The sequence below is a fragment of the Bacillus sp. MSP13 genome (genome assembly GCF_000815295.1).
In the GTDB taxonomy this organism is placed as follows: Bacteria; Bacillota; Bacilli; order Bacillales; family Bacillaceae; genus Bacillus; species Bacillus vallismortis.
Map to the genome: position 1 here is coordinate 115,338 of NZ_JXAQ01000009.1, position 26,425 is coordinate 141,762.

Sequence of the window (26,425 nt, forward strand, 5' to 3'; positions counted from 1 at the left end):
CAGGGTGTTTGCTTTTAAGGGAATTACGATAATCCTCTCTAGTAACAAGTGTGAGGGCGTTAAGGCCCTTTTCTGTTTTTTTATAATCGATAACGTATAATCTTTCTCCATTACTAACTTCAATAGTCTCTCCAACATGGTATTTTTCTATTTTATAAGCATTATTTGAAATAAGGTTGAAATCTTCAGCGGTTCATTTTTTTGAACTGTATTTAGACAATCACAAAACTCCTAATCTTTACATATCTAGTATAATAAAATAAAAAAGGGTGAAAAATCATGTCATTTTCCAAAAAAACACTTTTTGTTGGGGTGATTATAGTATTTTTAATTGGAATTGTTTACTTTAATCATAATCAATCATCAGATGGAGGGGATCATAGCGTGAACACAAATGAAAAAAATGAACAACAAAAGGCAGAAGAATACGCTGAAAAAATGAAACCGAAAATAAAGGAAAAATTGAAAAAAGATGATATCCATCATTTTGTTAATGATATAACATTCGATAAGGATGTCTCAATCAGTCCAATGGGAATGATCGAACTATCAGGGTACGTAAACAACAATCCTGAAAAATTCTCATTCGATGTCTCTTTGAGATATGGAACTGATAAAGTAGATTCCATAGGTTATGATAAAGACTTAGCGGACCGATTTGAAAACTGGAATGATTTTGATAAAGAGGTCAAAGAAGACTTTTTAAATAGTTTATCGAAAGAAGAACGAGAACAATATTTAAAAGATATAGGGGAAATAAAATAATCTATGAAAAAACAAGCGCCATTTAAACTACTAGCTTTTGTTAGCGTCTTGTTAATCGTAATGGTTGGTTTCATTTATGAAATCAAAAAAACGTCAGACACTTCTAAAAGTCAAAAATACATAGGTAGTAAAGAAAAAGCTGAAGCATACGTCGACGAAATGAAACCAAAAATAGAAGAAGAGTTAAGAAAAGAGGATATTCATCATTTTATAAAGTCTGTAACTTTTGAAGATAAAGTTACTATAAATCCGATGGGAAGAATTATAGTGAATGGCTATATCAATGACAATCCGGATAAATTCGACTTTTCCGCAGATTTGATATACGAGTCCAATAAAGTAGATGGAATAAGTTATTCTCAAGATGTATCAGATCGTTTCAGGGATTGGAGCGAATACAGCAAAGAAGTAAAAGATAAATACATCAAAACAGCTTACCCCGATAAAAAAGAACGTGAACAGTATTTAAAAGACATAGGTGAAATGAAGTAAAAATATGAAAAAACAAGCGCCATTTAAACTACTAGCTTTTGTTAGCGTCTTGTTAATCGTAATGGTTGGTTTCATTTATGAAATAAAAAAAACGATAGACACTCCTAAAAAGTACATAACTAGTAAAGAAAAAAGTGATCAAGAAAAAGCTGAAGCATATGTCGAAGAAATGAAACCGAAAATAGAAAAAGAGTTAAGAAAAGAGGATATCCATCATTTTATTAAGTCTGTAACTTTTGAAGATAAAGTCACGATAAATCCGATGGGAAGAATGATAGTGAATGGCTATATCAATGACAATCCAGATAAGTTTTATTTCTCAGCAGATTTAATTTATGATTCCAATAAAGTGGACGGAATGAGTTATTCTGAGGATGTAGGTAATCGTTTTACCGATTGGAGCGAGTACAGCAAAGAAGTAAAAGATAAATACATCAAAACAGCTTACCCTGATAAAAAGGAACGAGAACAATATTTAAAAGATATAGGGGAATAAAATAAACAGGCAAAACGCCTGTTTATTTTTGTGATCGGTTTACTTTCTCCTCTTCGATATCCCCCCAAGCCACCAGTCCGGCAACGACTGCAGCCGATACAATCGGGCGTTTTGTGGCTTTCACGTAATAGCTTCTTGACCGCATCCATCCTTTGTTTGTGCCCCTGTCATGCATGCCGAATCCCGCTTCATAAAGCGCGTTTTCTTCACGCGGTTTGGACGGTCTTTCGGCATGCTGGCTGTGGTACATGATTTTTTCCATTAGTTTGTCGGTCAGCCGGGGGAAAAGAGCGCCCAGCATGGCGATGGCTTTTGCCTGTGATCCGATGTACATGTCGCGCTTCGGGTGTTCAGCTGCAAACAGGATGGCTTCGGCGACCGCTTCCGGCGGGTAGATCATCGAGCGGCATGAGCCGGCTGTTTGTCGAGGTAGCTGTGAGCATGCTCGTTGTAGGGCGTGTCAATTCTGCCAGGATGGATGAGCGTAACCGAGACGGGTGCCTGTTCTTTTTCAAGCTCCATCCGGATGCTTTCCGTCCAGCCGTGAAGCGCAAATTTGGCATTCGTGCCGTGACAAGGCCGGTCCCGCTTGTAGCGCCGGTAATGACGATCACTTGATCCTTGAGTTTTTTCAGTTTGATCTTCGTTTTCATGCCCGGGTTTTGTTGTTCAAGCTTTTCTGTATTCGTGACTGTATAATCATTTGTCATTGAGATCCCTCCTAGACGCTGTTTTTCTACATTTACTCCATCCCCGGAGGGTTCTTATCCCTTTTTGACAATCACAGGGTTCTTTTTTATATTATATAAGTCGCTTTACCATACCTAGGAGGGAATGTTTTATGACTAGCAGAGGAGATTCACGTGAAAAAATTCTTCACACGGCGTCACGTCTGTTCCAGCTGCAAGGATATCACGCGACGGGTTTGAACCAGATTGTGAAAGAAAGCGGTGCTCCGAAGGGATCGCTTTATCACTTTTTCCCGAACGGCAAAGAAGAATTAGCGATTGAAGCGGTTACATATACAGGAAAACTGATTGAACATCTGATACAGCAAAGCATGGATGAATCCTCTGATCCAATAGAAGCGATTCAGCAATTTATCAAAAAAACAGCCAGCCAGTTTGACAATACACAAAACATTCAAGGCCTTCCGGTTGGTTTGCTGGCGAGTGAGACTGCGTTAAGCAGTGAACCGCTGCGGACGGTTTGCATGAAGGTGTTTAAAAGCTGGGAAGCTGGTTTTGCCAGAAAACTAATGGAAAACGGATTTGCAGAAGAAGAAGCAAATCAGCTCGGAATGCTGATCAATTCGATGATTGAGGGCGGTATCATGCTTTCGTTAACGAATAAAGACAAAACGCCCCTTCTTCTCATCGCCGATCAAATTCCAGTGCTTGTGAGAAAAAAAGGGTAGCGTTTTGTTATCCTTTCTCCTACAATTATATAGAACGGTCTAGTTATATATGAAAACTGGTTTAAACTGGAGGAACGATTGATGAAAGCATTACGTGAACATTCATTGCCAAAAGAAAAAATGCCATATTTGCTCCGCAGCGGAGAAGGCGAGCGCTATTTGTTCGGCAGACAGGTTGCCGCGGTGATGGCGAATGGGGAGAGCACAGGCGATCTATTTGAGATCGTGCTGCTTTCCGGGGGAAAAGGAGATGCTTTTCCGCTCCACGTCCACAAGGACACACATGAAGGGATTCTCGTTTTGGACGGGAAGCTTGAGCTGACGATTGATGGAGAACGCTATTTATTAGTATCAGGCGATTATGCGAACATTCCAGCCGGAACACCGCACAGCTACCGGATGCAGAGCCACAGAACGCGACTGGTGTCTTACACGATGAAAGGAAATGTGGCGCACATGTATTCCGTGATTGGAAATCCATATGCTCACGTTGAACATCCGCCGCACGTAAGCGAAGAGGTGTCAAACGAGCGATTTGCAGAAGCAGCCGCTGAGGCGGACATTGCATTTCTGGATGAAGAAAAGCCTGCCGGTGCGGCGAAATTAGCGGAACGTACAGAGCTTCCGGATGGAGCTGTTCCATACGTGCTTGAGTCTGGAGAAGGCGACCGCCTGTTGACGGGAGATCAGCTTCACCGCATAGTGGCTGCACAAAAAAATACAGACGGCCAGTTTATCGTCGTCGTATCAGATGGCCCTAAAGGCGACCGAATCGTTGATCACTACCATGAACATCATACAGAAACATTTTATTGCCTAGAAGGGCAGATGACGATGTGGGCAAATGGGCAAGAAATCCAGATGAGCCCTGGAGATTTTCTGCATGTTCCTGCGAATACGGTTCACTCCTATCGTTTGGATTCCCATTACACAAAGATGGTGGGCGTATTGGTTCCGGGCTTATTTGAACCGTTTTTCCGGACGCTAGGTGAGCCGTACGAAGGCCACATCTTCCCAAGTGAGCCTCGGGCTCTGCGCTTTGATCGTGTGTTGCAGAATATCGAAGCACTAGATTTAAAGGTAATGAAACCATAAAGATGACAAGATTGTAAGATTTCCATACCTGCCTGACATCTCAATCGATGTTTCCGCGCTCCTCATTTTTATACCCTTAAGGTACAGAAAAAAGGAGCGTGATGGCTATGTCTTCATTACATCCCATTTCGGCAAATGAACGGATTGGCGTGCTTGATGTGTTAAGGGGAATAGCGATTTTCGGCATCTTATTTGTCAATCTGGCACATTTCAGTTATCCGGATATGTATTTGTCGATGCTTGGGAAAGAGAACTTTTTTACGGAAAAGTGGTCAAAAGCCGATTTTGCAGTAGCAGACATACTGACATTCTTCATCCAAACAAAGTGTATTTTATTGTTTTCCTTTTTATTTGGATTTGGCATGGTTGTTATGAGGGAGAGGACAGAAAGCAAAGGGAAACGATTTGTTCCGTTATATGCGAGAAGGTTAACGGCGCTTCTCTTTTTTGGGACGATTCATGCCTTTTTGATATGGGACGGTGACATTTTGATGGAATACGCCCTGCTCGGCTTTGTCCTGCTCTTATTTCGGAAAGCAACGCCGAAAACACTGATGATATGGGCGGTCTCTTTGTATCTTTTGTTTACGGTCCCGTTCATTTTGGCAAGCTTTTATCAATCTAATGGACAGGAAGGGGCAGAAGTTGCAGTTCACCAGGCACAGCAAGCGCTCCATGTTTACGGAAGCGGCAGCTTGAAGGAGATTGCGGAACAGCGGATTCGTGATCGTCTCGTTTACATGTCTTCGAGTGGCATGCTTACGTTTAACCCGATCAGTTTTTTCTTTGCATCGATTCCTTATTTCAGCATGTTTTTGCTGGGAGCTGCGGCGGCGAAGTCACGCTATTTGCACGAGCCCCGAAAGCATTGCAAAGGATTAGAAAGAGTGTGGATGGCTGGGCTAGTCATCGGCATCAGCGCCCATGTTGTGTACAGTGTAACGGATAGGGAAGTGTTTTTGCTGATTGGCGCGCCTTTTCTCATGTTTTTCTATGTCACAACGGTTATCTATCTTTATCATAAAACAAGAGTGAAAGCCGTGCTGCAATCTTTCTCCGCTGTCGGACGGATGGCATTTACCAATTATCTGATGCAGTCTATCGTGTGTACGTGGATATTCTATCATTACGGCTTGGGGCTGTACGGGAAAGTGTATCCTGCTGCTGGCGTGTTTATGACGATTACGGTTTGTGCCGTTCAAATGGTCTTCAGCCATCTGTGGCTTCGTTTGTTTAAGATGGGGCCGTTTGAGTGGCTGTGGAGAAGCGCTGCGTATTTGGCGTGGCAGCCTATGGTAAAAAAAGCAAAAGTCTAGACTCCTATTGGCGTCTAGACTTTTTTTTCTATTATTTATACACGACACGTGTTTTGCAAATGATGTCATGCAGGCCTTTTTTCTCTCCAAAACCGATCATGATAAAACCAATATAAAAGATGATTCCAGATAAGATATAGGCGAAGTAACGGCCGATTGCCTGTCCGACAGAAACCCGTTCGCCTTGTTCATTGACCACTTTCAAGCCAAGAATTTTTTTGCCAAGTGTGCCCTGCATTTTAGAAGCTGTGAGCAGACCGTAATATAACACACAGATGACGAGCATGATTAGCATGGTAGGCAAAAATGCGAACGTCATGTATTTCACGAGATACTCCTCTTCTGTCATGTATGGGTCTGTTGCCACAGAGCCAGCTATAAACACGCTATTGATAATAAATAGAATAATATAACTAGGAACAGATACAATAATGCCATCGATAAAATAAGCTAAAAAACGAATCCAAAATCCTGCTGGTTTTTCCATGTCTTTTTCTCTCTCCTTTGAATTAATCTGGAATAGTATACTTTGAAAAAATAACATATGCAATATGATATGGTGATAAAATCCTGATATGCCTGAAAAATGAGTCTTTTATCCTCTGTTTTTTACTATATGAATATCCCGGTAAAATCTAAATTGATTGTATATTGAATTCACCAGCTGGATAACCCATCATAAAAAAGGATAATATTTCTATTCGGGGGAGGAGTTTGATGTCTAGAAAAAACAGCGTGGCGATCATGACAGTCATTTCTGCTTTTCTTTTCTGCGCTATGATTGCTGCGGCTTCACTTTCGCCGCTGTCCGAAACGGGCGGGGCGGCCAATCAGTTCAACTCAGTCGGCATGTGGTCAGCTATTGGTATGGTCCTTGTGTTGTACTTCATTCCTTTTCTCATTTACATGCTTGGAGTAGATGCGATGAGGTATGTCATGGCGGTGCTTTGCGCCTTTGGGCTGCTGATTCACTTGTCTGCGGCCGGTTTTATCTTGCTGTTTGGCCTATTCAGTGAAGATCTCCTTTCTGAGGTGATCTTTGTGATTGGAGTTTGTCTCGCTGCGGCAGCTGTCAATGTTATTTGGTTTGTGGCTGCATTTCGTTCAGATTCTAAACAAGCTGCCATTTGCTAAACGAGTAGAGTGAACATGTCATAGCGGTCGCAAAAAATTAGAAATTCAGGCTGGCGAGGACAACTCGGCAGCCTGTGTTGGGTTTAATCAATCCTATATTTACTTTGATAAATAACCTTCGTCCCGCAAATATAATCGTGCAATGCCAGTTTAGCGGGAAAGGCCGCCATGATGAAACCAATATATAGGATCCTTGACAATGTGTAGGCAAAGAAACGACCGAAGCTGTGCCAAAAAGAAATACGTTCACCATATTGATTGACAACGATGATGCCCATGAGTTTTTTTCCCAGTGTTGCTTGCATGTGTGATGAAGTCAGCACACTATAGTAAAGAATACAGGCGAGCAATATGATCGCAAAAAGGGGTATTGTACCAAATATCAACATATAGAATTGATATTGAGCTTCTGTCATATGTGTCCCTGCCGCATCAATGAGAGGCATTACAATAAGGACGTTAATAAGAGACATAATAAAAATGAATATCGATAGGATCAGTCCATCAATAATAGCGGCGGCTGCGCGTATCCAAAATCCTGCAGGTTTTTCCATGTTTAATTTTATCTCCTTTGAAGTTTTCTGGGATATTATACGTGAGCGACAGTAGGGTTTCAATGAAATTCACTAGAGGAATTTGGTCTTGTAGCAAAAACGGTATTTTATGACTATTCATTTCTTCTATTTTCCTTTTTCTATTTAGGTTAATAGGGTGATAAAAAAGAGAATCTGCAAGATCATGCAGATTCTCTTCACGTCATTATTTAACAGCTTGAATCAATACACCCTTCTCATGAGAAAATGCTTTGAATCCGTATACCCCATGATAGGAGCCGATACCGCTGGTGTTGACGCCGCCGAATGGCAGGTTGACGTCACTGAAATGGGCAACAACATCATTGATGGCTGCGTTGCCTGAAGTCGTGTGCTGAAGGACGTTGTCGATCAGGTCTTGGTTGTGGCTGAATACATAAAGCGCAAGCGGTTTATCGCGGTCATTTACGTAATCGATCACCTCGTCGATGTCTTCATAGTTCATCATCGGCAGGATTGGTGCGAAGATTTCCTCCTGCATGATTTTCATGTCAGGCGTGACGTTTTTTAAAACGGTCGGCGAGATCGTGCGGTCACTGGCATCAAATACGCCGCCGAAGACGACTTCCGCCCCTTTTTCGATGGCGTCGTCGAACAGGCCTTTGACGCGGTTGAAGTTGCGGTCATTGACGATCTGCGTGAATTTGCTGCGGTCTGGATTACGATCATCCTCCATAAATCCCGCGTTGACGATTGTTTGTAACATCCCTGCGAACTTGTCCTGCGCGTCTTTTTTAATGAACAAATAATCAGGTGCGATGCAGGTTTGGCCGGCGTTTACAAATTTTCCGACGGCGATCTTTTTCGCTGCGTCCATGAGATCGTATTCACTGTCAATGATTGTCGGGCTCTTGCCGCCAAGCTCAAGTGTGACAGATGCCAAGTGTTTGGCAGCCGCTGTCATGACGATTTTTCCGACATTTGTGCTTCCGGTAAAGAAAATGTGGTCGAACGGCTGATCCAGAAGCTCAGTTGCCACCTCAACCTCTCCTTCAAAAATCGCAACTTCTTTTTCATCAAAAGCATCTCGGATTACTTTTGCGGCAATGTTGCTTGTGTTCATCGTAAAATCAGACAGCTTCACTATCGCGCTGTTTCCGGCTGCAATCGAAGCGGCCAGCGGCGCCATCGTCAGCATAAACGGATAGTTCCACGGTCCGAGGATGAGTGTGACGCCTTTTGGCTCGTACATGAGAATCCCATTTGCCTCGGGGCTTAACGATGAACCGACTTCTTTAGGTGCCATCCATTTCTCCAGGTTGTTCATATTATCTCTAATCGCTTTTTTTGTTCCTTCGATTTCCGCTTTTTTGACCTCGTGATATGGTTTGCGGACGTCTTTGCGGATCGCTTTGATGATGTCTTCCTCATGGGCGATGACAGAATCTAAAAAGCGCTGAAGCTTTTCTCTGCGCTGTTGCGCTGTTGAAGCGCGCAATGCTTTTTGCTGTTTTTTCTGAAGCTGAAAGACACGCTGAATGTCGTCTTTTACTTGCTGTTCCATTGTAAAATCCCCCTCATTTGCTTTCTTCTATTCTCGGACCTATTATAAAGTGGTACCTTTTCTGTAAGAAAGACAACGGTGAACCATCTATACGTTACCGTACATATAACGAACTTGTGTCTAATGATTGGGGGTGTCTGGTGTGCCGGAATCTGCTGAAGCTCAAGTGAAACAGGCGCTGCTGGCTCTATTGGAAGAAAAAGATATTCAACAGATTACAATGAAAGAAATCGCCGAGAAGGCCAAAGTGAGCCGCGGGACGCTCTACCTTTATTATGAAGATAAGTTTTCAATCATTGAGGACGTGATTGAAGACATGAAGGAGGGGCTGGGTCAAGCGCTTTATGGGGCTTTCAAGTATATGGATACCCTCCATTTGAACAAAAAACGGCAAACGGTGCATCCGACCCTGTCCTTTGTTCACGAGCATCGATCCTTTTTCCGTACGATGATGAACAGAGAACATGTTCATCGTTTTTTTAAGGATGTGTTTCAGCAGGATATCCTGCTCGCTCCGATCCATGTGAACTTGACGCCGATCGAACGGGACATTTACGGACATTACCGGGCTTTGTACACGTACGCGATTATTCGGTATTGGCTGAACGAGGATGCGGGCGCGACGCCAGAAGCGATCAGCCAAAAGGTATGGGAGCTCGTTTCTCAGAAGCGGTTTTATTGGCTGTTTGGACAGGCTGTGGCAGGGGAGCGGCAGGAGAACAAGCAAATCGACAGGCGGGTGGTGCGAACGAGAGAGGCGCTGCAGAAGGCTTTGCTGGACGTATTGGCGGAGAAAAAAGATTACGCAGCCATCACGATTTCGGATATTGCCCGTAAAAGCAACCTCCGCCGCGCAACCTTTTATGATCACTATGCCAGTAAAGAGGAATTGCTTCAAACCATGATTCAGCAATCATGCGCGGAGATCATAGACCACCTGACGATTGCCTCTAGTCCGAGTGGGCTTTCCCTAGAGGAAGGGGAGGAGGCGCTTGCCAGCTTGCTTTCTGCTTTATCAAACATGCCTATTGTCCACTTTCTCAATCGGGACGGGGGCGTGCCCCATGTGATAAGCGATATGTTCAAAGCACTGGAATCGTTTTACCTGTATCAGCAGACTGACATTCATGCAGAGAAAAAACTTCACGCCTACTATGTATCCGCGATGATTATCGGGCTGATTTTGTATCGGCTTGATGAAGGAAGGGCGCATGCGCCGGAAGTGCTGGCGAGGGAGTTTTTGCAGTTTTTGGATGTGAAGAAGTATAAGGTGGTCTTGCTGTAAACGAATCGAACTGGATATACATTCGCCCGGATACTCAGTCCGGGCTCTGTGTCGTTGTGTCACTTGGCTTGGTCTTTTGAGTTTCTTTCTTTTCCTTCAAGGTGTACTTTAAAAAGAGAAGGGCCAAAAGAAATAGAGCAATGTTCACCAACCAAGATGTCCAGCTTGCAGTAGGGTCTAAAATTGAATTGAGCGAGTGAAGGATAGCAGAAAATGACAAAATGAAAAATAATAGTTTGTTTTCAGACATAAATGACGTACCTTTCTATATGGAAAATGTGATGTTTTAAACATTCAATAGCTGCCTCCACATTTTATCCTGCTAGATTTTATTTTAGTATTAATTTGAAGTTTCGGGGCTTTTAGCTCGCCTATATAAAAAAAGTGCAAAGTTAAAATAGATAAGATATAAAGCAAGATTAAAAATACCTAAATCAAAAAGGCAAGAAAGAGAAATGCTAATGAAGCCTCCTAAAATGATATAGATAAATAGCAATTTCATTCTAACAACTCCCAATAAATTCTAAATCTATTGTAGGATAGGATCGACAATATGTAAAATATATAGAGTAAGGCAGTCTGTTTTTTTTCTGCAGGAGAGCGAAAAAAGATTGAGGAATGATGAAGAGGGAGCTTATCCTCTAGTGATTAAGGAAAAGCTCCCTTTTATGATTGATATTTGATCATTGATAATGCTCAGACTATGTTTATTTCGTTTCTTCCTTCCACTTCTCATCAATCAGCATCTTCCCAGGCCATGTATAAGCCATAATGCCGCCGTCTGCGGTGATGTCTTCTCCTGTGACATACGAGCTGTCGTCTGAGGCGAGGAACAGCGCCACTGTTGCCATTTCCTTCGGCTTACCGAGGCGTCCGAGCGGCGTGATCCACTTGTTGGCTTCACGGAATGTTTCGCCCATTTCCTGTTCCTTGGTACCTGCTAATTTGTCAATCAGCGGCGTTTCGATCGTGCCCGGTGAAATGGAATTGACGCGGATGCCGTCTCTTGCGTAATCAATCGCCATCGCTCTTGTCAGATTGGTGATTCCGCCTTTTGCGGCGTTGTAGCCGGAGCGATCGAGGTCCGCGGCCTGGCCTGACATGGAGGAGGTGTTGATGATGGAGCCTCCGTTTTCGAGCATGAGCGGAATCAAGTATTTGCTGCAAAGAAACGTGCCGCGCAGGTCGACGGCGATAATGCGGTCAAACAGGTCAACGGGATATTCGTGCACTTTTCCGCCCTCCTGATCAACCCCGGCGTTATTAAACAGAATATCAATGTTACCGTAAGCATCCTTGATTTGATCCGCAAATGCTTTCACACTGTTTTCATCTGACACATCGAGGTGAAAGGCGTCCGCCTGTCCTCCCTTTTGTCTGATCGCTTCAACTGTTTCTTCCATTTGATCTGCATTGATGTCTCCAATTATCACACGCGCGCCTTCATTGGCAAAAACCTCTGCCGTCGCTTGCCCAATGCCTGTCGCGGCGCCTGTGATGACTGCGGTTTTGTTTTCGAGTCTTCCCATGATACGAGTCCTCCTTTTTTTATAACTGTTCCCCATGAATGAGGGGATAAACATACAGGCTCCATTTCTACTAATAAATATGTTAATATTATCTAGGATATATGATTAGGAGGCTTGCATATTTTGAATATACAGCATAAGAAGGAGATTTCGTTTTATTGTTATGCCATTGTTCCTATGGGTTTTGCTATTTCTACCATTATCTCTATTTTATCTCATGACATCACATTCCCTCTCACGGTAAAAAATGTTTTGAATGAGTCTTTGCGAAACATATGGTTTCTTTTCTTATTTAGCTTGTTTTTCTACCCGATATACATATGGATGAAGCAAGTATTTGGCCGCTGGAAGGAAGAAGAAAAGAGAGGATGGTAAAATTCTCTTATTTCATCTGTAAAATGTAATAAAGAAAAAGCTTACTTCTATATTGTTCTTATGAGAGTGGAAAACCGCAGTTATAAAAAAAGGTGAAAATAACCGAATAAAATGTTAAATTTACATATATATGCATCTATCAATCGGATTGACAATTGCCACCGGATGTGATAAATAGATGCTGAAAAGAGTTTACATAACACAACAACATATAAAAAGGAGCGATCTAGAGTGGCGAAAAAAGAGTTTAAAGCAGAGTCCAAACGACTGCTGGATATGATGATTAACTCCATTTATACCCAAAAAGAAATTTTCCTGCGTGAGTTAATCTCCAATTCGAGTGATGCGATTGACAAAATCTATTACAAAGCACTGACGGATGATGCGCTTACGTTTGATAAAGACAGTTACTACATAAAGGTCACAGCTGACAAAGATGCGAGAACGTTAACGATCTCTGATACCGGAATCGGGATGACAAAGGATGAACTTGAGCAGCATCTCGGCACAATTGCAAAAAGCGGTTCCCTTGCGTTTAAAAAGGAAAACGAGCAGAAAGACGGCCATGACATCATTGGACAATTTGGTGTCGGTTTTTACGCGGCGTTTATGGTTGCCGATGTCGTGACGGTCATCAGTAAGGCGCTCGGCAGCGAAGAGGCGTATAAATGGGAGTCTGCGGGCGCAGACGGCTATACGATTGAGCCGTATGAAAAGGATGCTGTCGGTACAGACATCATCCTGAAAATCAAAGAGAACACAGAAGATGACAGCTATGACGAGTTTTTAGAGGAATATCGTTTAAAAGCAATCATCAAAAAGTACTCCGACTTCATTCGCTACCCGATCAAAATGGATACTACCATTAATAAGCCGAAGGAAGATAGCGAGAATGAATTTGAAGAGGTGCAGGAGGAACAGACCGTCAACAGCATGGTGCCGATCTGGAGAAAAAACAAAAGCGAGCTGACAGACGAGGACTATGAAACGTTCTATGCTGAAAAGCATTACGGATTTGATAAACCGCTCTCACACGTTCATATCAGTGTGGACGGCGCCGTTCGCTACAACGCGATTCTATTTATTCCTGAAAATATGCCGTTTGACTATTATTCCAAGGAATATGAGAAAGGCTTGGAGCTGTATTCCAATGGCGTGCTGATCATGAACAAATGCGCGGACCTGCTTCCGGACCACTTCAGCTTCGTGAAGGGGATGGTCGATTCTGAGGATCTGTCACTGAACATTTCCAGGGAAATGCTGCAGCATGACCGCCAGCTGAAGCTGATCGCGAAAAACATCAGCAAAAAAATCAAAAGCGAGCTGCAAAGCCTGCTCAAAAAAGACCGTGAGAAATACGAGACGTTCTACAACTCATTCGGCAGACAGCTGAAATTCGGGGTGTACAATGACTTTGGCGCGAATAAAGATCAATTGAAGGACCTCTTATTATTCTACTCTTCGAAAGAGAAAAAACTGGTCAGCCTAGATGAGTACGTATCCAGAATGCCTGAGGAACAGACATACATTTATTACGCGACTGGTGATTCCTACGATCGCATTGAGAAATTGCCGCAAACGGAAATGGTAGCGGACAAAGGCTATGAAATCCTCTACTTCACTGAGGACATCGATGAGTTTGCGATTAAAATGCTGGCATCTTATCAGGAAAAAGAATTCAAATCCGTATCGAGCGGAGACCTTGGCATCGACACGGAGGAGGATCAAAAGCAGTCCGAGGAAGAGGAAAGCAAGTACAAGGATCTGTTTGAGGAAATGAAAAGTATATTGTCAGACAAAGTGAAAAACGTCAGAATCTCAAAACGGCTCAAATCACATCCAGTCTGCCTTGCTGCTGACGGCGAAGTGACAATCGAGATGGAAAAGGTGTTAAACGCGATGCCGGACAGCCAACATGTACAGGCGGAAAAAGTGCTGGAAATCAACCCGAATCACGAGGTGTTCAATACGCTGCAAGACGCGTTTGAACAAGATAAAGAGAAGCTGAGCCTGTACACGAACCTTCTGTATAATCAGGCGCTTCTCATCGAAGGCCTGCCGATTCAGGATCCTGTGGAATTTACGAACAACATGTGCAAGGTGATGGTGTAACTGAGAAAGGAATCGTCCTGTGGACGATTCCTTTTTTATAATGTACGCTCGTTCAGCACTTGGCTTTGCGTGCTGTTCTTCTTTTTAAACCGTTGTTTCAGGCTGGCTTCAATTTCCTCCAAGCTTTTCCCTTTGGTTTCAGGAACGATGTAGAAGGCGAAGAAAAACGATAGCAGGCAGATCACTGAAAAAATGGTAAAGACCCATGCGATGCCCATGGCACTGAGCATCAGCGGGAAGACGAGCGACACAATCAGGTTGGTTGCTGATAAGACCAATGTTGTAAAACCTGTTGCAGCCCCGCGCACTTTGGATGGGAAAAGCTCAGGCATCAGAACCCATACAACCGGTCCCCATGTTGCCTGGTAAAACACGATATAGACGCCGAGAAACACGACGGTCAGCCACGCTGTTGATGTAGAGAGACCCAGTGTAAGGAGCACAGCTGCTAGTGCAGCCAAGCTCAGTGTAATGCCGACGCTTCCCCAGATCAGGAGCTTTTTGCGCCCGACACGGTCAATTAAGATCATGGCGGCGATACACATGATGACGTTGAGGACGCCGATCCCCATTGTGCCGAGTACTGATGCCGATGTGCCGAGACCGGCCTTCGTAAAGATAGTCGGCGCGTAGTAGATGACCGTGTTAATGCCGACGGCTTGCTGGAAAATGGCAAGACCGACGCCAATCAAAAGCATAGGGCGAATCCATTTTGCTTTCAGTAAGCCGAGTGTCGTTTCCTTTTTCTCTGCTTCCCCTTGCTTCATCTCCGCCAATTCCATTTCAATATTCTTGGGATCATGAGTGATGTTCATGATCCGTCTCGCTTCATCTTCACGCCCGCGTTTCACGAGCCATCTTGGTGATTCAGGCATAAATGCGATCCCGATTAATAAAAGCACGGCAGGAACGGCTGCCAGCCCTACCATCCAGCGCCAAGCTTCAAATGGCGTGAACAGATAGTTTACGATATATGCTAATAAAATACCGGTAACAACTATTAAGTTGTTCATTGTACCGAGTGTCCCGCGAATTTTCGTTGGTGCCATTTCTGACAGGTACACGGGTACAAGCGCCGTTGAACCGCCGACGGCCAACCCGAGAACCACCCGAGACGCAATCAGCATGCCGATCGTTTGAGAAAACGCGCAAGCGAGCGCGCCGATAATGAAAATGATGGAAAGGACAAATACTACTTTTCTCCTGCCCCAGCGATCTGAGCATGTGCCGCTTAAAGCCGATCCGAAAATCGCGCCAAGAAGCAGCATGCTGACGACCAGTCCCTCGGTCAATGTCGTTAGGGGAATGTCGTTGTTGATAAACAGCAGCGCTCCAGAGATGACGCCCGTATCGTAACCGTAAAGCAGCCCTCCTAAAGCGCCGAAAAAGTAGATCATATATTTCCTTATGTCTTTCTTCACAAATGTTCCCCCTCAGCTGTTGAGCCAATAAGCACCTCATATATGTTTAACAAAGTTAATAAATGAGTACCCTTTTCCTATCTGATTTGAAACATTTGTTTTGAACATTAAAGCCAAAATGCGGGATACTGGCGATTTTTGCGCAAGTTATTAATAACAAGAGCGATGATCACGATGATAACAGATCCAATAAGTACGGGAAATACTAAATAGCTCCAAGCATACGCCCCTTGAATGACAACAATCGGATCCGCACCGGCAGGAGGATGAGTGGTTTTGGTCAGCATCATCAAGCAAATGGCAAGCCCTGTGCCCAATGCAAAGGTCCATGGATGGGCCCCGAATACCTCAAAGACAACAATCCCTGTAAGTGCAGAAATAAAATGGCCGCCAATCACATTTCTCGGCTGTGATAATGGAGCATTCCAAGCGCTGAATACGAGCACACAGCTTGCTCCAAAAGGCGCCATTAACCATAGGCTTGAGGTATAAGCGGTCAGCGAGGCAAGTGCGAGTATAGTGATAAATCCTCCTATAAGCCCTGTCACAGCATCTTTGCCGTTTACCTGTAAAGGTGTTTTTCCTTTTCCTTTCATTTTCAAAAAGTAGTTGTTTTCCAAATAAATCCCTCCAGTATGTATAGAATAATAGTTGATAACTAACCTGTCAATATTATTTTTAGTGGTTAGTTTGTTTATAGCAATAAAAAACCCATTCACTGGGGAACGGGTTTTCACTCATTATTGATCTTTTTCTGATGGCGCGAGACCTTTTGCCTGTTGCCGCATATTTTCATGGAGCACCATTTTCGCCTTCCTGTTTTATCAAGAAAGAGCAAAATGCATTTTTCGTTTGCGCACCGTTTCAGCTGTTGGATTTCTTTTGTATGAATCAGCGATAGCGCGTCGTAAGCGATAAGCGATAAAATAGAGTGATCGAGTGTTCCATTCGGAATGCGGGCAAGCTTTTCCTCTATGAGTTGATAAGAAAAGGGAGCGGCGGCAATTTGATCTTGCAGGAAAGAGATAAAAGCTTGGGAAGGTTCACTGCCCTCGGCGATACGCTCAAAGTGTTTTCTCAGCTCAGCGCGGAATTGATGAATCCGCTGCAACACGAGAGAACCGTGTTCTTGGACTTGCTGTAACGTAAAAGAATGGAGAAAAGGAGCTGTTACTCCCATTTGGTCAAACCATTCCATCAAATGAGTTGCTGACTGGATGAAATCGTGCCGTTTATCATAGCTTATGATTTCAGTATTCACGAGATCGAGAGAAAGGTTTTGTGTGATCAGAGGAAATTGAGTATTTGCCATTGTAATCATTCCTTTCAACATTATTGTAAGCGCCAAAACCTTTTTCACGCAAGGATATAAGAAAAAGGAGGCTTTTCTATGTTGAAAAAGCAAATGCTTAAGACGTTTAGCAACCAATTGGTTTTTTTGCCACATATCAGTATTCAGGAATTTCACCAGCCTGATTCACAATCATTCGTTTTTTTCTTAACAGCTGAACGACCAGAAGAGAGATCGGTGGAAGACGTCTTTTGTTTATTGATGGAGAGGGAAGAGTACGCGGAAGAAGGCTGGGAATGGAACAGAGCGGCGGTAGAGAAAAACAGAGATGCTGTAATCACCAAAATAATGGAACCGGTGATAGAGCATGGGATTTTTTTGGACATCGATGGAGTTTCTGTTTTACAGCGAATCCTTGCTTTTGGCCATAAAGGCATTCAACTTGATGAGCGGCTGTTTACAGATGAAAGCAGACATGTCGTCATCTATGATGAATGGAATTTGTTCGTAGTGTTTGGATATGAAGGGACGAGAGCTTATTTATATACGTGGTTTACAACAGCATAGAGAGATGTTCTTGTGATTGTCCTATGCGAAATCGTTTTGGCTTGTTCTTCGATGAGGAACATGCATGAAAAAACCTTACTCCTCATAGGGTAAGGTTTTCATTCTTATGCTGCAGGTGTAACGATTTGATTTCTTTCTAAAATCGCTTGGGATTCTTCGTTTGCCGGGCGGTATCCCTTTTCAATGAGTTCTTTTATGTAGAGCTTGTTATAAATAAATGAAAAAACAATGCCGCTGACCCAGCCGCCGATTCCTAATGTAAATGAACCAAGGGCGACAGAAATAATAAACATGATGGCAGCCCATTTTAAATCACCGCGGAATAACGCAGGGAAAAACCCGAAGAAGAAAGTCGTCCAGCTAAATCCGACTTTTACTTCCTTTGTCAGTCCGCCTTCATTTTTCAGCAAAACCTTCATCGTATTCAACCTCTTCTCTAAGATGATAGTTGTAAGCAGAATTTAAAAAATAAGACAATAGAAAGATTGCAATGTGCATTTTCTGCTCAACAATTCCTATCATACTATGACTTTAGGGAAAAAGTAACTTCAATTTTTAAAAAATGAAAAAATCGAGTGTATAAATCCATTTCAGTTTAAATATGGAAAATCAAATAAACCCGCCTTTAAACGTGAAGGCGGGTTTATTTATTATGAGAACAGCTTATCAATAAATGAAATATCTTCTTGAGAAAGCGTGACGTCGGCTGTTTTGATGTTATCAACCAGCTGATCGGCGCGTTTTGCTCCTGGGATTAAAATATCAATTTCCGGTCTTGCCAAATACCAAGCCAATACGATGTGCGGGATGTCAACGTTGTGCTTTTCGGCAATTGGCGCAAGCTTGTTGACCTTTCTGATATTTTCTTTGAAACGCTCGCCCTTGAAGTGTTCCTGTTCGTTTCGCAGGTCTCCTTCAGGGAACGTTGTATCTTCTGTATACTTTCCTGCCAGTAATCCTGATACGAGCGGGAAGTAAGGGATAAATGAAATATTATGCTCCTTCGTATACGGGAAGAATGTCTTTTCCGCTTCACGGTTTAACAGGTTGTATTCGCCTTGCAAGACATCTACCAAGCCGTCTCTGTTAGCTTCTTTCAGCTGCTCTAAAGAGAAGTTGGATACACCGATGGAGCGGATTTTCCCTGCTTGCTTCATTTCATTCAGCGCGTTGACCGCTTCATCCTTCGGCGTATGTTCGTCCGGGAAGTGAATGTAGAACAAATCGATATAATCCGTATTCAAACGCTTCAGGCTATCATCAACTGATTTCTTAAGGAATTCTGGTGAATTATCAAAGACAAAGTCATTTCCTTGTTTTTTGTGTGCCGCTTTCGTCGCGATGACCACATCTTCACGGTTGAATTCGCTTAGCACTTCACCAATTAATTCTTCGGAACGGCCAATCCCATAAATGTAAGCGGTGTCTAACATGGTCACACCATTACGGATCGCCTCGCGCACCAATTCTTTTCCGGTTTCTTCATTCAGGTTCGGGTAGAGGTTATGTCCTCCGACAGCATTTGTTCCTAATCCGATAGGGAATACCTGCAAGTCTGATTTTCCGAGCGTAGCTTTTTTCATGATCTGCCTCCTAGAATAAAATGGATGAAAGACTCTCAACACCATTGTAGCGTGTTAGGCTAGATGAATGCCGATTTGGTGCTCATTGCAGTACTGTGTGTACTCGTCATCTAATGGCTGGGATGTCACAATGCAATGCAGCCTGTCAAACGGCGCATACGTCAAAAGCGTTGATGTTCCGAATTTAGAATGGTCAGCCAATAAATACACTTCTTTTGCTTTTTCCGAAATCCTTTTTTTAATTTCGTACTCCAGCAGATCCGAATTGGTCAATCCATGTGTCAGCGTTGTTCCGGTTGCGGACATAAATGCTTTGTTGATATTGTACTTATCAAGCATTGCCGGGTCGTCCATGCCGACAAAGGAGCGCGTTTTTCTCTTATAGTTGTTTCCGATAATGATTAAGTTGATATTCTTTAAAGCTGATGCCGCATTGATAATGTCCAAACTGTTGGTTAGAATGGTGACATTTTTGGAAGGATCAAGCGTATCGAGAATAGACTTTGTTGTTGTTCCTGAATCAATGAAGATTAAATCATGATCTTCAATAAAACGTGAAGCATAATGGGCAATTTTTGTTTTTTCATCTTGATTCTGAATGGTGCGATTTTCAAAAGGAACCAATGCGGTTTTTTCGATAGATGTTACGCCGCCGTATACTTTTTCAATCGCGCCCTTTTCCGTTAGCTTGTTGATATCACGTCTGACTGTGTTTTTAGAGACATTGAACACTTGGCACAGCTCATCTAAGGAAACAGTCCCATGCGATAAAATGTACTCCTCCATTTCCTGAATCCGCATCAGTTTCATATAAATAAACTCCTTCTTGAATCTTTACGTAACATAAATATATAATAAAACCCAAGAGTTGATCAATAGTTGGTTAAAAAATGATAACATTGGTGTATATCTTTTGCAAGATTCGACGGGCTTCTCGTTACTCTATTTAGTAGTTAAAAGATTAGTATCATAAAAATAATGAAAAAATTTAGTGTTTATGATTGACTTATGGGTATTATGCGATTAGAATATAACCAAGAAATGACCAAAAAGTAACCTGATTTGCATGAAATGGTTGCTTGTATCTAACATTGCATCGCCATTTATTTTTTTGGTTTTTATGAAAGCGTTTAATTCTTGGCTTACTGAAACAGTGGATATTGATATGAATCTATCCTGAACCATCCATACAAGTGTATGTGTTTACTAATGAAGGAGGCAATAAGAATGGCAGAAATCAGAAAATTAAAAAACTATATCAACGGTGAATGGGTTGAAAGCAAAACAGATCAATACGAAGACGTTGTGAATCCGGCAACGAAAGAAGTGCTTTGCCAAGTGCCGATCTCTACAAAAGAGGATATTGAGTACGCTGCGCAAAAAGCGGCTGAGGCATTCCAAACATGGTCAAAAGTGGCGGTTCCGCGCCGTGCCAGAATTCTATTTAACTTCCAGCAGTTGCTTTCTCAGCATAGAGAAGAACTTGCTCATTTGATTACCATTGAAAATGGCAAGAACACAAAAGAAGCGCTGGGAGAAGTGGGACGCGGAATTGAGAACGTTGAGTTCGCGGCTGGAGCACCTTCCCTGATGATGGGCGACTCGCTTGCTTCCATCGCAACGGACGTTGAAGCGGCAAACTACCGCTACCCAATCGGAGTAGTCGGCGGAATCGCGCCATTCAACTTCCCGATGATGGTTCCTTGCTGGATGTTCCCAATGGCAATCGCACTCGGAAACACATTTATTTTAAAACCATCTGAGCGGACGCCGCTGTTAACAGAGAAATTGGTTGAGCTTTTTGAAAAAGCGGGCCTTCCGAAAGGGGTATTCAACGTCGTATACGGTGCGCATGACGTGGTGAACGGCATCCTCGAGCATCCTGAAATTAAAGCGATTTCATTCGTAGGCTCCAAGCCGGTCGGCGAATACGTCTACAAAAAAGGAAGCGAAAACTTAAAACGCGTTCAATCTTTGACAGGAGCGAAGAACCATACGATTGTCCTGAACGATGCGAATCTCGATGATACGATCACAAACATCATCGGAGCAGCCTTTGGTTCTGCCGGTGAACGCTGCATGGCTTGTGCGGTTGTAACGGTTGAAGAAGGGATCGCTGATGAGTTTATGGCGAAGCTTCAGGAAAAAGTGGCTGACATTAACATCGGAAACGGCCTTGATGATGGTGTATTCTTAGGACCGGTTATTCGCGAAGACAACAAGAAACGCACACTCAGCTATATCGAAAAAGGTTTGGAAGAAGGCGCGAGACTCGTATGTGACGGACGTGAAAATGTGTCTGACGAAGGCTACTTTGTCGGCCCGACGATCTTTGACAATGTCACGACAGAGATGACGATTTGGAAAGATGAAATTTTTGCTCCGGTCTTATCGGTTATTCGCGTGAAAAACCTGAAAGAAGCGATTGAGATAGCCAATGAGTCTGAGTTTGCGAACGGTGCCTGCCTGTTCACATCCAACTCAAACGCAATCCGCTACTTCCGTGAAAACATTGATGCGGGAATGCTCGGGATCAACCTGGGTGTGCCGGCTCCAATGGCGTTCTTCCCATTCTCAGGCTGGAAGTCTTCATTCTTTGGAACGCTGCATGCGAACGGAAAAGACAGCGTCGACTTCTATACGCGTAAAAAAGTGGTAACGGCAAGATATCCGGCACCTGATTTCAACTAAACGATGAACAGCCGAACGGCGTCCATGTGCGCTGTTCGGGCTCATTCTTACAATAGAAAGAGGAGGGCTTCACTATGAGTTATTTATTGCGTAAGCCGCAGTCGAATGAAGGCTCGAATGGGGTCAAGCTGGTGCACGAAGTAACGAAATCCAACTCTGATCTCACCTATGTAGAGTTTAAAGTGGTAGATCTCGCTTCCGGTTCCAGTTATGCAGAAGAGTTGGAAAAACAGGAAGTCTGTATTGTAGCGGTTACGGGGAAAATCACTGTGAGCGATCATGAGTCGATTTTTGAGAATATCGGCACACGTGAAAGCGTATTCGAACGGAAACCGACAGACAGCGTCTATATTTCTAATGACCGTTCATTTGAGATCACAGCGGTCAGCGACGCAAGAGTGGCGCTGTGCTATTCACCGTCGGAAAACCAGCTTCCGACCAAGCTGATCAAAGCGGAAGACACCGGAATTGAGCATCGCGGGAAGTTTTCAAACAAACGTACTGTTCACAACATTCTTCCGGACTCCAATCCTTCAGCTAACAGCCTTTTAGTAGTTGAAGTCTATACGGACAGCGGCAACTGGTCCAGCTATCCGCCACATAAACATGACCAAGACAATTTGCCGGAAGAATCTTTCTTAGAAGAAACGTACTATCATGAGGTAGATCCGGGACAGGGCTTTGTGTTTCAGCGCGTATACACAGATGACCGCTCCATTGACGAGACAATGACCGTAGAAAATGAAAACGTTGTCATTGTTCCTGCGGGATACCATCCGGTAGGCGTTCCGGACGGATATACATCCTACTATTTAAATGTCATGGCAGGGCCGACGCGGAAATGGAAGTTTCATAACGACCCGGCACATGAGTGGATTTTAGAACGCTAACAAGTGAGGAGTGGCTGTTTACGATGAAGTATACATTCAATGAAGAGAAGGCTTTTGATATTGTTGCCATCGGCCGGGCATGTATTGATTTGAACGCAGTGGAATACAACCGCCCAATGGAAGAAACGATGACGTTTTCGAAATACGTCGGCGGTTCACCTGCGAATATCGCGATCGGCAGCGCGAAGCTTGGCTTAAAAGCGGGCTTCATCGGCAAAATTCCAGATGACCAGCATGGAAGATTCATAGAGTCCTATATGAGAAAAACCGGTGTTGATACAACACAAATGATTGTGGATCAAGATGGTCATAAAGCGGGCCTTGCATTTACAGAAATCCTCAGCCCAGAAGAATGCAGCATCTTAATGTATCGCGATGATGTGGCGGATCTTTATCTTGAGCCTTCAGAGGTAAGCGAGGACTATATCGCAAATGCGAAAATGCTGCTTGTTTCCGGTACAGCGCTCGCCAAAAGCCCGTCACGGGAAGCGGTGTTAAAAGCTGTTCAATACGCGAAAAAGCATCAGGTCAAAGTGGTGTTCGAGCTCGATTACCGCCCGTATACGTGGCAGTCAGCTGATGAAACAGCCGTTTACTATTCTTTGGTCGCCGAGCAGTCTGATGTCGTCATCGGCACACGCGATGAATTTGATGTAATGGAAAACCTCACAGGCGGAAGCAATGAGGAATCCGTCAACCATTTATTTGAGCATTCAGCCGACCTCGTTGTCATCAAACACGGCGTCGAAGGCTCTTACGCATACAGCAAATCCGGCGAGGTATTCCGCGCCCAAGCGTACAAGACAAAAGTGCTGAAAACCTTTGGAGCCGGTGATTCTTATGCATCAGCCTTCATCTATGGCCTTGTCAGCGGAAAAGATATTGAAACGGCATTGAAATACGGCAGCGCTTCAGCCTCCATTGTGGTGAGCAAGCACAGTTCGTCAGAAGCGATGCCGACTGCGGAAGAAATCGTACAGCTTATTGAAGCACAGTCATAATTGAAAAAGATCGAGTAAAGGTGGGATCGTTTGTGGGTCAGAAAATTCGCTTAACAACAGCACAAGCGCTGATTAAATTCTTAAACCAGCAGTACATCCATGTAGATGGAAGGGAAGAGCCTTTCGTTGAAGGGATTTTCACGATTTTCGGTCATGGAAACGTACTGGGGATCGGGCAGGCGCTTGAGCAGGATGCAGGCCATTTGAAAGTTTATCAAGGGAAAAATGAACAAGGAATGGCGCATGCCGCAATGGCGTACAGCAAGCAAATGCTGAGAAGAAAAATATATGCGGTCTCTACATCCGTCGGACCGGGAGCGGCCAACTTAGTGGCGGCGGCCGGCACCGCATTGGCAAACAATATCCCGGTTCTCTTGATTCCGGCAGATACATTTGCGACAAGACAGCCAGACCCTGTACTGCAGCAAATGGAGCAAGAATACAGTGCGGCGATTACAACAAACGATGCATTGAAACCTGTATCGAGATACTGGGACCGCATTACGCGCCCTGAGCAGCTTATGAGCAGTTTGCTGCGGGCGTTTGAAGTCATGACTGATCCGGCAAAAGCAGGTCCGGCAACGATTTGTATTTCTCAGGATGTTGAAGGAGAAGCGTACGACTTTGATGAAAGTTTCTTCGTCAAACGGGTTCACTATATTGATCGCATGCAGCCGAGCGAGCGCGAGCTTCAAGGTGCGGCGGAGCTGATCAAAGCCAGCAAGCATCCTGTGATCCTCGTCGGCGGAGGCGCAAAATACTCCGGTGCGCGCGATGAATTGGTCGCCATTTCTGAAGCGTATCACATTCCGTTAGTTGAAACGCAGGCAGGAAAGTCGACCGTTGAAGCTGATTTTGCGAACAACCTCGGCGGAATGGGCATCACAGGTACACTTGCGGCAAATAAAGCGGCCCGCCAAGCTGATTTGATAATCGGTATCGGCACAAGATACACGGATTTTGCGACATCCTCTAAGACCGCTTTTGATTTTGATAAAGCGAAGTTCCTGAACATCAATGTCAACCGAATGCAGGCGTATAAACTCGATGCGTTCCAAGTGGTGGCGGATGCGAAAGTGACGCTTGGCAAACTGCACGGCTTGCTTGAAGGCTATAAGAGTGAATTCGGCTCAACGATTAAAGAGCTGAAGGACGAATGGCTCGCTGAACGCGAACGCCTCAGCAAAGTGACGTTTAAACGGGAAGCGTTTGATCCGGAAATCAAACATCATTTTTCTCAAGAGGTTCTAAATGAATACGCTGACGCGTTGAATACAGAGCTTCCGCAAACAACGGCATTGCTGACCATCAACGAGACGATTCCAGAGGACAGCGTGATCATCTGTTCAGCAGGCTCCCTTCCAGGAGATTTGCAGCGCCTGTGGCATTCTAATGTTCCGAATACGTATCATCTGGAATACGGGTATTCCTGCATGGGCTATGAAGTGTCCGGGACACTGGGCTTGAAACTGGCCCACCCTGACAGAGAAGTGTATTCCATTGTCGGAGACGGCAGCTTTCTAATGCTTCACTCCGAGCTGATTACGGCGATTCAGTACAACAAGAAAATCAATGTGCTGCTCTTTGATAACTCTGGTTTTGGATGTATCAACAACTTGCAAATGGATCATGGCAGCGGCAGCTACTATTGCGAGTTCCGCACAGATGACAACCAAATTTTGAATGTTGATTACGCAAAAGTTGCGGAGGGATACGGCGCGAAAACCTACCGTGCAAACACAGTAGAGGAGTTAAAAGCGGCGTTAGAGGATGCGAAGAAACAGGACGTATCAACGTTAATTGAAATGAAGGTTCTGCCAAAAACAATGACGGACGGCTATGACAGCTGGTGGCACGTCGGCGTGGCAGAAGTGTCTGAACAAGAAAGTGTTCAGAAGGCATACGAAGCAAAAAAGAAAATGCTGAATTCTGCGAAGCAGTATTAGGGGGGAGGCTCATCGATGGGCAAAGATAAGATCCTGTGGGGCATTGCTCCAATAGGGTGGCGGAATGATGATATTCCTGAAATCGGAGCGGGAAATACACTGCAGCATTTGTTAAGTGATATTGTTGTCGCACGTTTTCAAGGCACGGAAGTCGGGGGCTTTTTCCCCGAACCTGCCATCCTGAACAAAGAGCTGAAACTTCGAAATTTAAGAATCGCAGGAAAATGGTTCAGCAGTTTTATCTTGCGTGATGGACTTGGTGAAGCGGCAAAAGCATTTACCCTGCATTGTGAGTATTTACAGCAAGTAAACGCGGACGTCGCTGTCGTTTCTGAACAAACCCACAGCGTACAAGGCTTAGAGAAAAACGTCTTCAAAGAGAAGCCGCACTTTACGGATAATGAATGGGAACGGCTTTGCGAAGGGCTGAATCACCTTGGCAAAATTGCCGACAAGCATGGCTTAAAGCTCGTCTATCACCATCATCTTGGCACTGGTGTCCAAACGGCAGAAGAAGTCGACCGGCTGATGGCAGGAACAGACCCTGCGCATGTACACCTCCTTTATGATACAGGGCATGCGTATATTTCTGACGGTGACTACATGGGAATGCTTGAGAAGCATATCGGACGCATTAAGCATGTGCATTTTAAAGATGCCCGCCTAAATGTCATGGAACAATGCAGACTCGGAGGGGAGTCGTTTCGGCAATCATTTTTAAAAGGCATGTTTACTGTCCCCGGCGATGGGTGCATTGATTTTAGAGACGTATATCAGCTGCTGTTAAAGAACAATTATTCCGGATGGATTGTCGTTGAAGCTGAACAGGACCCCGATGTCGCAAACCCGCTTGAGTATGCATTAATCGCAAGAAACTATATTGATAAGCAGTTGTTGGATCTGGTTTAATGGGGACTGAATA

26 protein-coding genes and 1 pseudogene are annotated in these 26,425 nt (G+C 44.0%); 16 read left to right on the forward strand and 11 right to left on the reverse strand.

Annotation, left to right across the window (positions count from 1 at the left end; translation table 11 throughout):
- Nucleotides 1-279 precede the first annotated feature (279 nt).
- From SC79_RS10320 to SC79_RS10330, 3 genes are read left to right on the forward strand one after another with little or no spacing between them, the layout of a single operon-like run.
- The gene (locus SC79_RS10320) at nucleotides 280-765 is read left to right on the forward strand and encodes a hypothetical protein (RefSeq protein WP_039074949.1); all 486 of its coding nucleotides are present in this window, start codon (nucleotides 280-282) and stop codon (nucleotides 763-765) included.
- Between the two features lie 3 nt (nucleotides 766-768).
- Nucleotides 769-1,257, forward strand: coding sequence for a DUF1433 domain-containing protein (locus SC79_RS10325; protein WP_039074950.1), 489 nt, complete (start codon nucleotides 769-771; stop codon nucleotides 1,255-1,257).
- A 4-nt stretch (nucleotides 1,258-1,261) separates the two neighbouring features.
- A complete protein-coding gene (locus SC79_RS10330; protein ID WP_039074951.1) occupies nucleotides 1,262-1,753 on the forward strand; it encodes a DUF1433 domain-containing protein in 492 nt (163 codons plus the stop codon).
- A 22-nt stretch (nucleotides 1,754-1,775) separates the two neighbouring features.
- Here SC79_RS10330 and SC79_RS10335 read toward each other — a convergent pair.
- Nucleotides 1,776-2,463: pseudogene (locus SC79_RS10335) on the reverse strand (hypothetical protein).
- A gap of 131 nt (nucleotides 2,464-2,594) precedes the next feature.
- Between SC79_RS10335 and SC79_RS10340 the strand changes: the two are divergent.
- The 3 genes from SC79_RS10340 to SC79_RS10350 all read left to right on the forward strand — a co-directional run bounded on the left by SC79_RS10340 (nucleotide 2,595) and on the right by SC79_RS10350 (nucleotide 5,581).
- Nucleotides 2,595-3,170 (forward strand): TetR/AcrR family transcriptional regulator, encoded by a 576-nt coding sequence (locus tag SC79_RS10340; protein WP_039074952.1) that lies wholly within the window; start codon nucleotides 2,595-2,597, stop codon nucleotides 3,168-3,170.
- Nucleotides 3,171-3,251: 81 nt separating this feature from the next.
- The gene (locus SC79_RS10345) at nucleotides 3,252-4,265 is read left to right on the forward strand and encodes a quercetin 2,3-dioxygenase (protein WP_039074953.1); all 1,014 of its coding nucleotides are present in this window, start codon (nucleotides 3,252-3,254) and stop codon (nucleotides 4,263-4,265) included.
- Between the two features lie 107 nt (nucleotides 4,266-4,372).
- Nucleotides 4,373-5,581, forward strand: a complete 1,209-nt coding sequence (locus tag SC79_RS10350; RefSeq protein WP_039074954.1) for a DUF418 domain-containing protein — start codon at nucleotides 4,373-4,375, stop codon at nucleotides 5,579-5,581.
- Between the two features lie 31 nt (nucleotides 5,582-5,612).
- Here SC79_RS10350 and SC79_RS10355 read toward each other — a convergent pair whose 3' ends face one another.
- Nucleotides 5,613-6,068 (reverse strand): RDD family protein, encoded by a 456-nt coding sequence (locus SC79_RS10355; protein WP_039074955.1) that lies wholly within the window; start codon nucleotides 6,066-6,068, stop codon nucleotides 5,613-5,615.
- A 230-nt stretch (nucleotides 6,069-6,298) separates the two neighbouring features.
- Here SC79_RS10355 and SC79_RS10360 point away from each other — a divergent pair, with 230 nt between their 5' ends.
- Entirely contained in the window at nucleotides 6,299-6,715 is a 417-nt protein-coding gene (locus SC79_RS10360; RefSeq protein ID WP_039074956.1) for a DUF5391 family protein, read from the forward strand.
- Between the two features lie 83 nt (nucleotides 6,716-6,798).
- On the opposite strand, the gene SC79_RS10365 is transcribed toward SC79_RS10360, so the two are convergent.
- Entirely contained in the window at nucleotides 6,799-7,269 is a 471-nt protein-coding gene (locus tag SC79_RS10365) for an RDD family protein (RefSeq protein WP_039074957.1), read from the reverse strand.
- 205 nt (nucleotides 7,270-7,474) lie between these two features.
- Nucleotides 7,475-8,812, reverse strand: coding sequence for an aldehyde dehydrogenase family protein (locus SC79_RS10370; RefSeq protein ID WP_039074958.1), 1,338 nt, complete (start codon nucleotides 8,810-8,812; stop codon nucleotides 7,475-7,477).
- A 142-nt stretch (nucleotides 8,813-8,954) separates the two neighbouring features.
- Between SC79_RS10370 and SC79_RS10375 the strand changes: the two genes are divergently transcribed.
- Nucleotides 8,955-10,097 (forward strand): TetR/AcrR family transcriptional regulator, encoded by a 1,143-nt coding sequence (locus SC79_RS10375; protein WP_039074959.1) that lies wholly within the window; start codon nucleotides 8,955-8,957, stop codon nucleotides 10,095-10,097.
- Between the two features lie 707 nt (nucleotides 10,098-10,804).
- On the opposite strand, the gene SC79_RS10380 is transcribed toward SC79_RS10375, so the two are convergent.
- A complete protein-coding gene (locus SC79_RS10380; protein WP_039074960.1) occupies nucleotides 10,805-11,626 on the reverse strand; it encodes an SDR family oxidoreductase in 822 nt (273 codons plus the stop codon).
- A gap of 123 nt (nucleotides 11,627-11,749) precedes the next feature.
- Here SC79_RS10380 and SC79_RS21285 point away from each other — a divergent pair, with 123 nt between their 5' ends.
- Complete coding sequence (locus SC79_RS21285) at nucleotides 11,750-12,001, forward strand: hypothetical protein (RefSeq protein WP_039074961.1); 252 nt, start codon at nucleotides 11,750-11,752, stop codon at nucleotides 11,999-12,001.
- Between the two features lie 231 nt (nucleotides 12,002-12,232).
- Entirely contained in the window at nucleotides 12,233-14,113 is a 1,881-nt protein-coding gene (gene htpG, locus SC79_RS10390) for a molecular chaperone HtpG (protein ID WP_039074962.1), read from the forward strand.
- A 35-nt stretch (nucleotides 14,114-14,148) separates the two neighbouring features.
- On the opposite strand, the gene SC79_RS10395 is transcribed toward htpG, so the two are convergent.
- From SC79_RS10395 to SC79_RS10405, 3 genes are all read right to left on the reverse strand, one after another.
- Complete coding sequence (locus tag SC79_RS10395; protein ID WP_039074963.1) at nucleotides 14,149-15,534, reverse strand: sugar porter family MFS transporter; 1,386 nt, start codon at nucleotides 15,532-15,534, stop codon at nucleotides 14,149-14,151.
- 107 nt (nucleotides 15,535-15,641) lie between these two features.
- On the reverse strand, nucleotides 15,642-16,130 hold the full coding sequence (locus tag SC79_RS10400; RefSeq protein ID WP_231559190.1) for an HPP family protein: 489 nt from the start codon (nucleotides 16,128-16,130) through the stop codon (nucleotides 15,642-15,644).
- 137 nt (nucleotides 16,131-16,267) lie between these two features.
- On the reverse strand, nucleotides 16,268-16,846 hold the full coding sequence (locus tag SC79_RS10405; protein ID WP_082022662.1) for a CGNR zinc finger domain-containing protein: 579 nt from the start codon (nucleotides 16,844-16,846) through the stop codon (nucleotides 16,268-16,270).
- 78 nt (nucleotides 16,847-16,924) lie between these two features.
- On the opposite strand from SC79_RS10405, the gene SC79_RS10410 reads away from it, so the two are divergent.
- Nucleotides 16,925-17,392 (forward strand): hypothetical protein, encoded by a 468-nt coding sequence (locus SC79_RS10410; protein ID WP_039074965.1) that lies wholly within the window; start codon nucleotides 16,925-16,927, stop codon nucleotides 17,390-17,392.
- Nucleotides 17,393-17,496: 104 nt separating this feature from the next.
- Here the strand turns inward: SC79_RS10410 and SC79_RS10415 are convergent, their stop codons facing one another.
- The 3 genes from SC79_RS10415 to iolR all read right to left on the reverse strand — a co-directional run bounded on the left by SC79_RS10415 (nucleotide 17,497) and on the right by iolR (nucleotide 19,785).
- Nucleotides 17,497-17,811: a hypothetical protein gene (locus SC79_RS10415; protein ID WP_014481421.1), complete on the reverse strand. Its 315-nt coding sequence runs from the start codon at nucleotides 17,809-17,811 to the stop codon at nucleotides 17,497-17,499.
- A gap of 231 nt (nucleotides 17,812-18,042) precedes the next feature.
- Nucleotides 18,043-18,975, reverse strand: a complete 933-nt coding sequence (locus SC79_RS10420; RefSeq protein ID WP_039074966.1) for an aldo/keto reductase — start codon at nucleotides 18,973-18,975, stop codon at nucleotides 18,043-18,045.
- A 54-nt stretch (nucleotides 18,976-19,029) separates the two neighbouring features.
- Entirely contained in the window at nucleotides 19,030-19,785 is a 756-nt protein-coding gene (gene iolR, locus SC79_RS10425; RefSeq protein ID WP_039074967.1) for a myo-inositol utilization transcriptional regulator IolR, read from the reverse strand.
- Between the two features lie 417 nt (nucleotides 19,786-20,202).
- Here iolR and iolA point away from each other — a divergent pair, with 417 nt between their 5' ends.
- From iolA to iolE, 5 genes are all read left to right on the forward strand, one after another.
- Nucleotides 20,203-21,666 (forward strand): methylmalonate-semialdehyde dehydrogenase, encoded by a 1,464-nt coding sequence (gene iolA, locus SC79_RS10430; RefSeq protein ID WP_039074968.1) that lies wholly within the window; start codon nucleotides 20,203-20,205, stop codon nucleotides 21,664-21,666.
- A gap of 74 nt (nucleotides 21,667-21,740) precedes the next feature.
- Nucleotides 21,741-22,556: a 5-deoxy-glucuronate isomerase gene (gene iolB / locus SC79_RS10435; protein ID WP_039074969.1), complete on the forward strand. Its 816-nt coding sequence runs from the start codon at nucleotides 21,741-21,743 to the stop codon at nucleotides 22,554-22,556.
- Between the two features lie 23 nt (nucleotides 22,557-22,579).
- Nucleotides 22,580-23,557, forward strand: coding sequence for a 5-dehydro-2-deoxygluconokinase (iolC, locus tag SC79_RS10440; RefSeq protein WP_039074970.1), 978 nt, complete (start codon nucleotides 22,580-22,582; stop codon nucleotides 23,555-23,557).
- A 32-nt stretch (nucleotides 23,558-23,589) separates the two neighbouring features.
- Entirely contained in the window at nucleotides 23,590-25,503 is a 1,914-nt protein-coding gene (iolD, locus tag SC79_RS10445) for a 3D-(3,5/4)-trihydroxycyclohexane-1,2-dione acylhydrolase (decyclizing) (RefSeq protein ID WP_039074971.1), read from the forward strand.
- 15 nt (nucleotides 25,504-25,518) lie between these two features.
- On the forward strand, nucleotides 25,519-26,412 hold the full coding sequence (iolE, locus tag SC79_RS10450; protein ID WP_039074972.1) for a myo-inosose-2 dehydratase: 894 nt from the start codon (nucleotides 25,519-25,521) through the stop codon (nucleotides 26,410-26,412).
- Nucleotides 26,413-26,425: the final 13 nt, after the last annotated feature.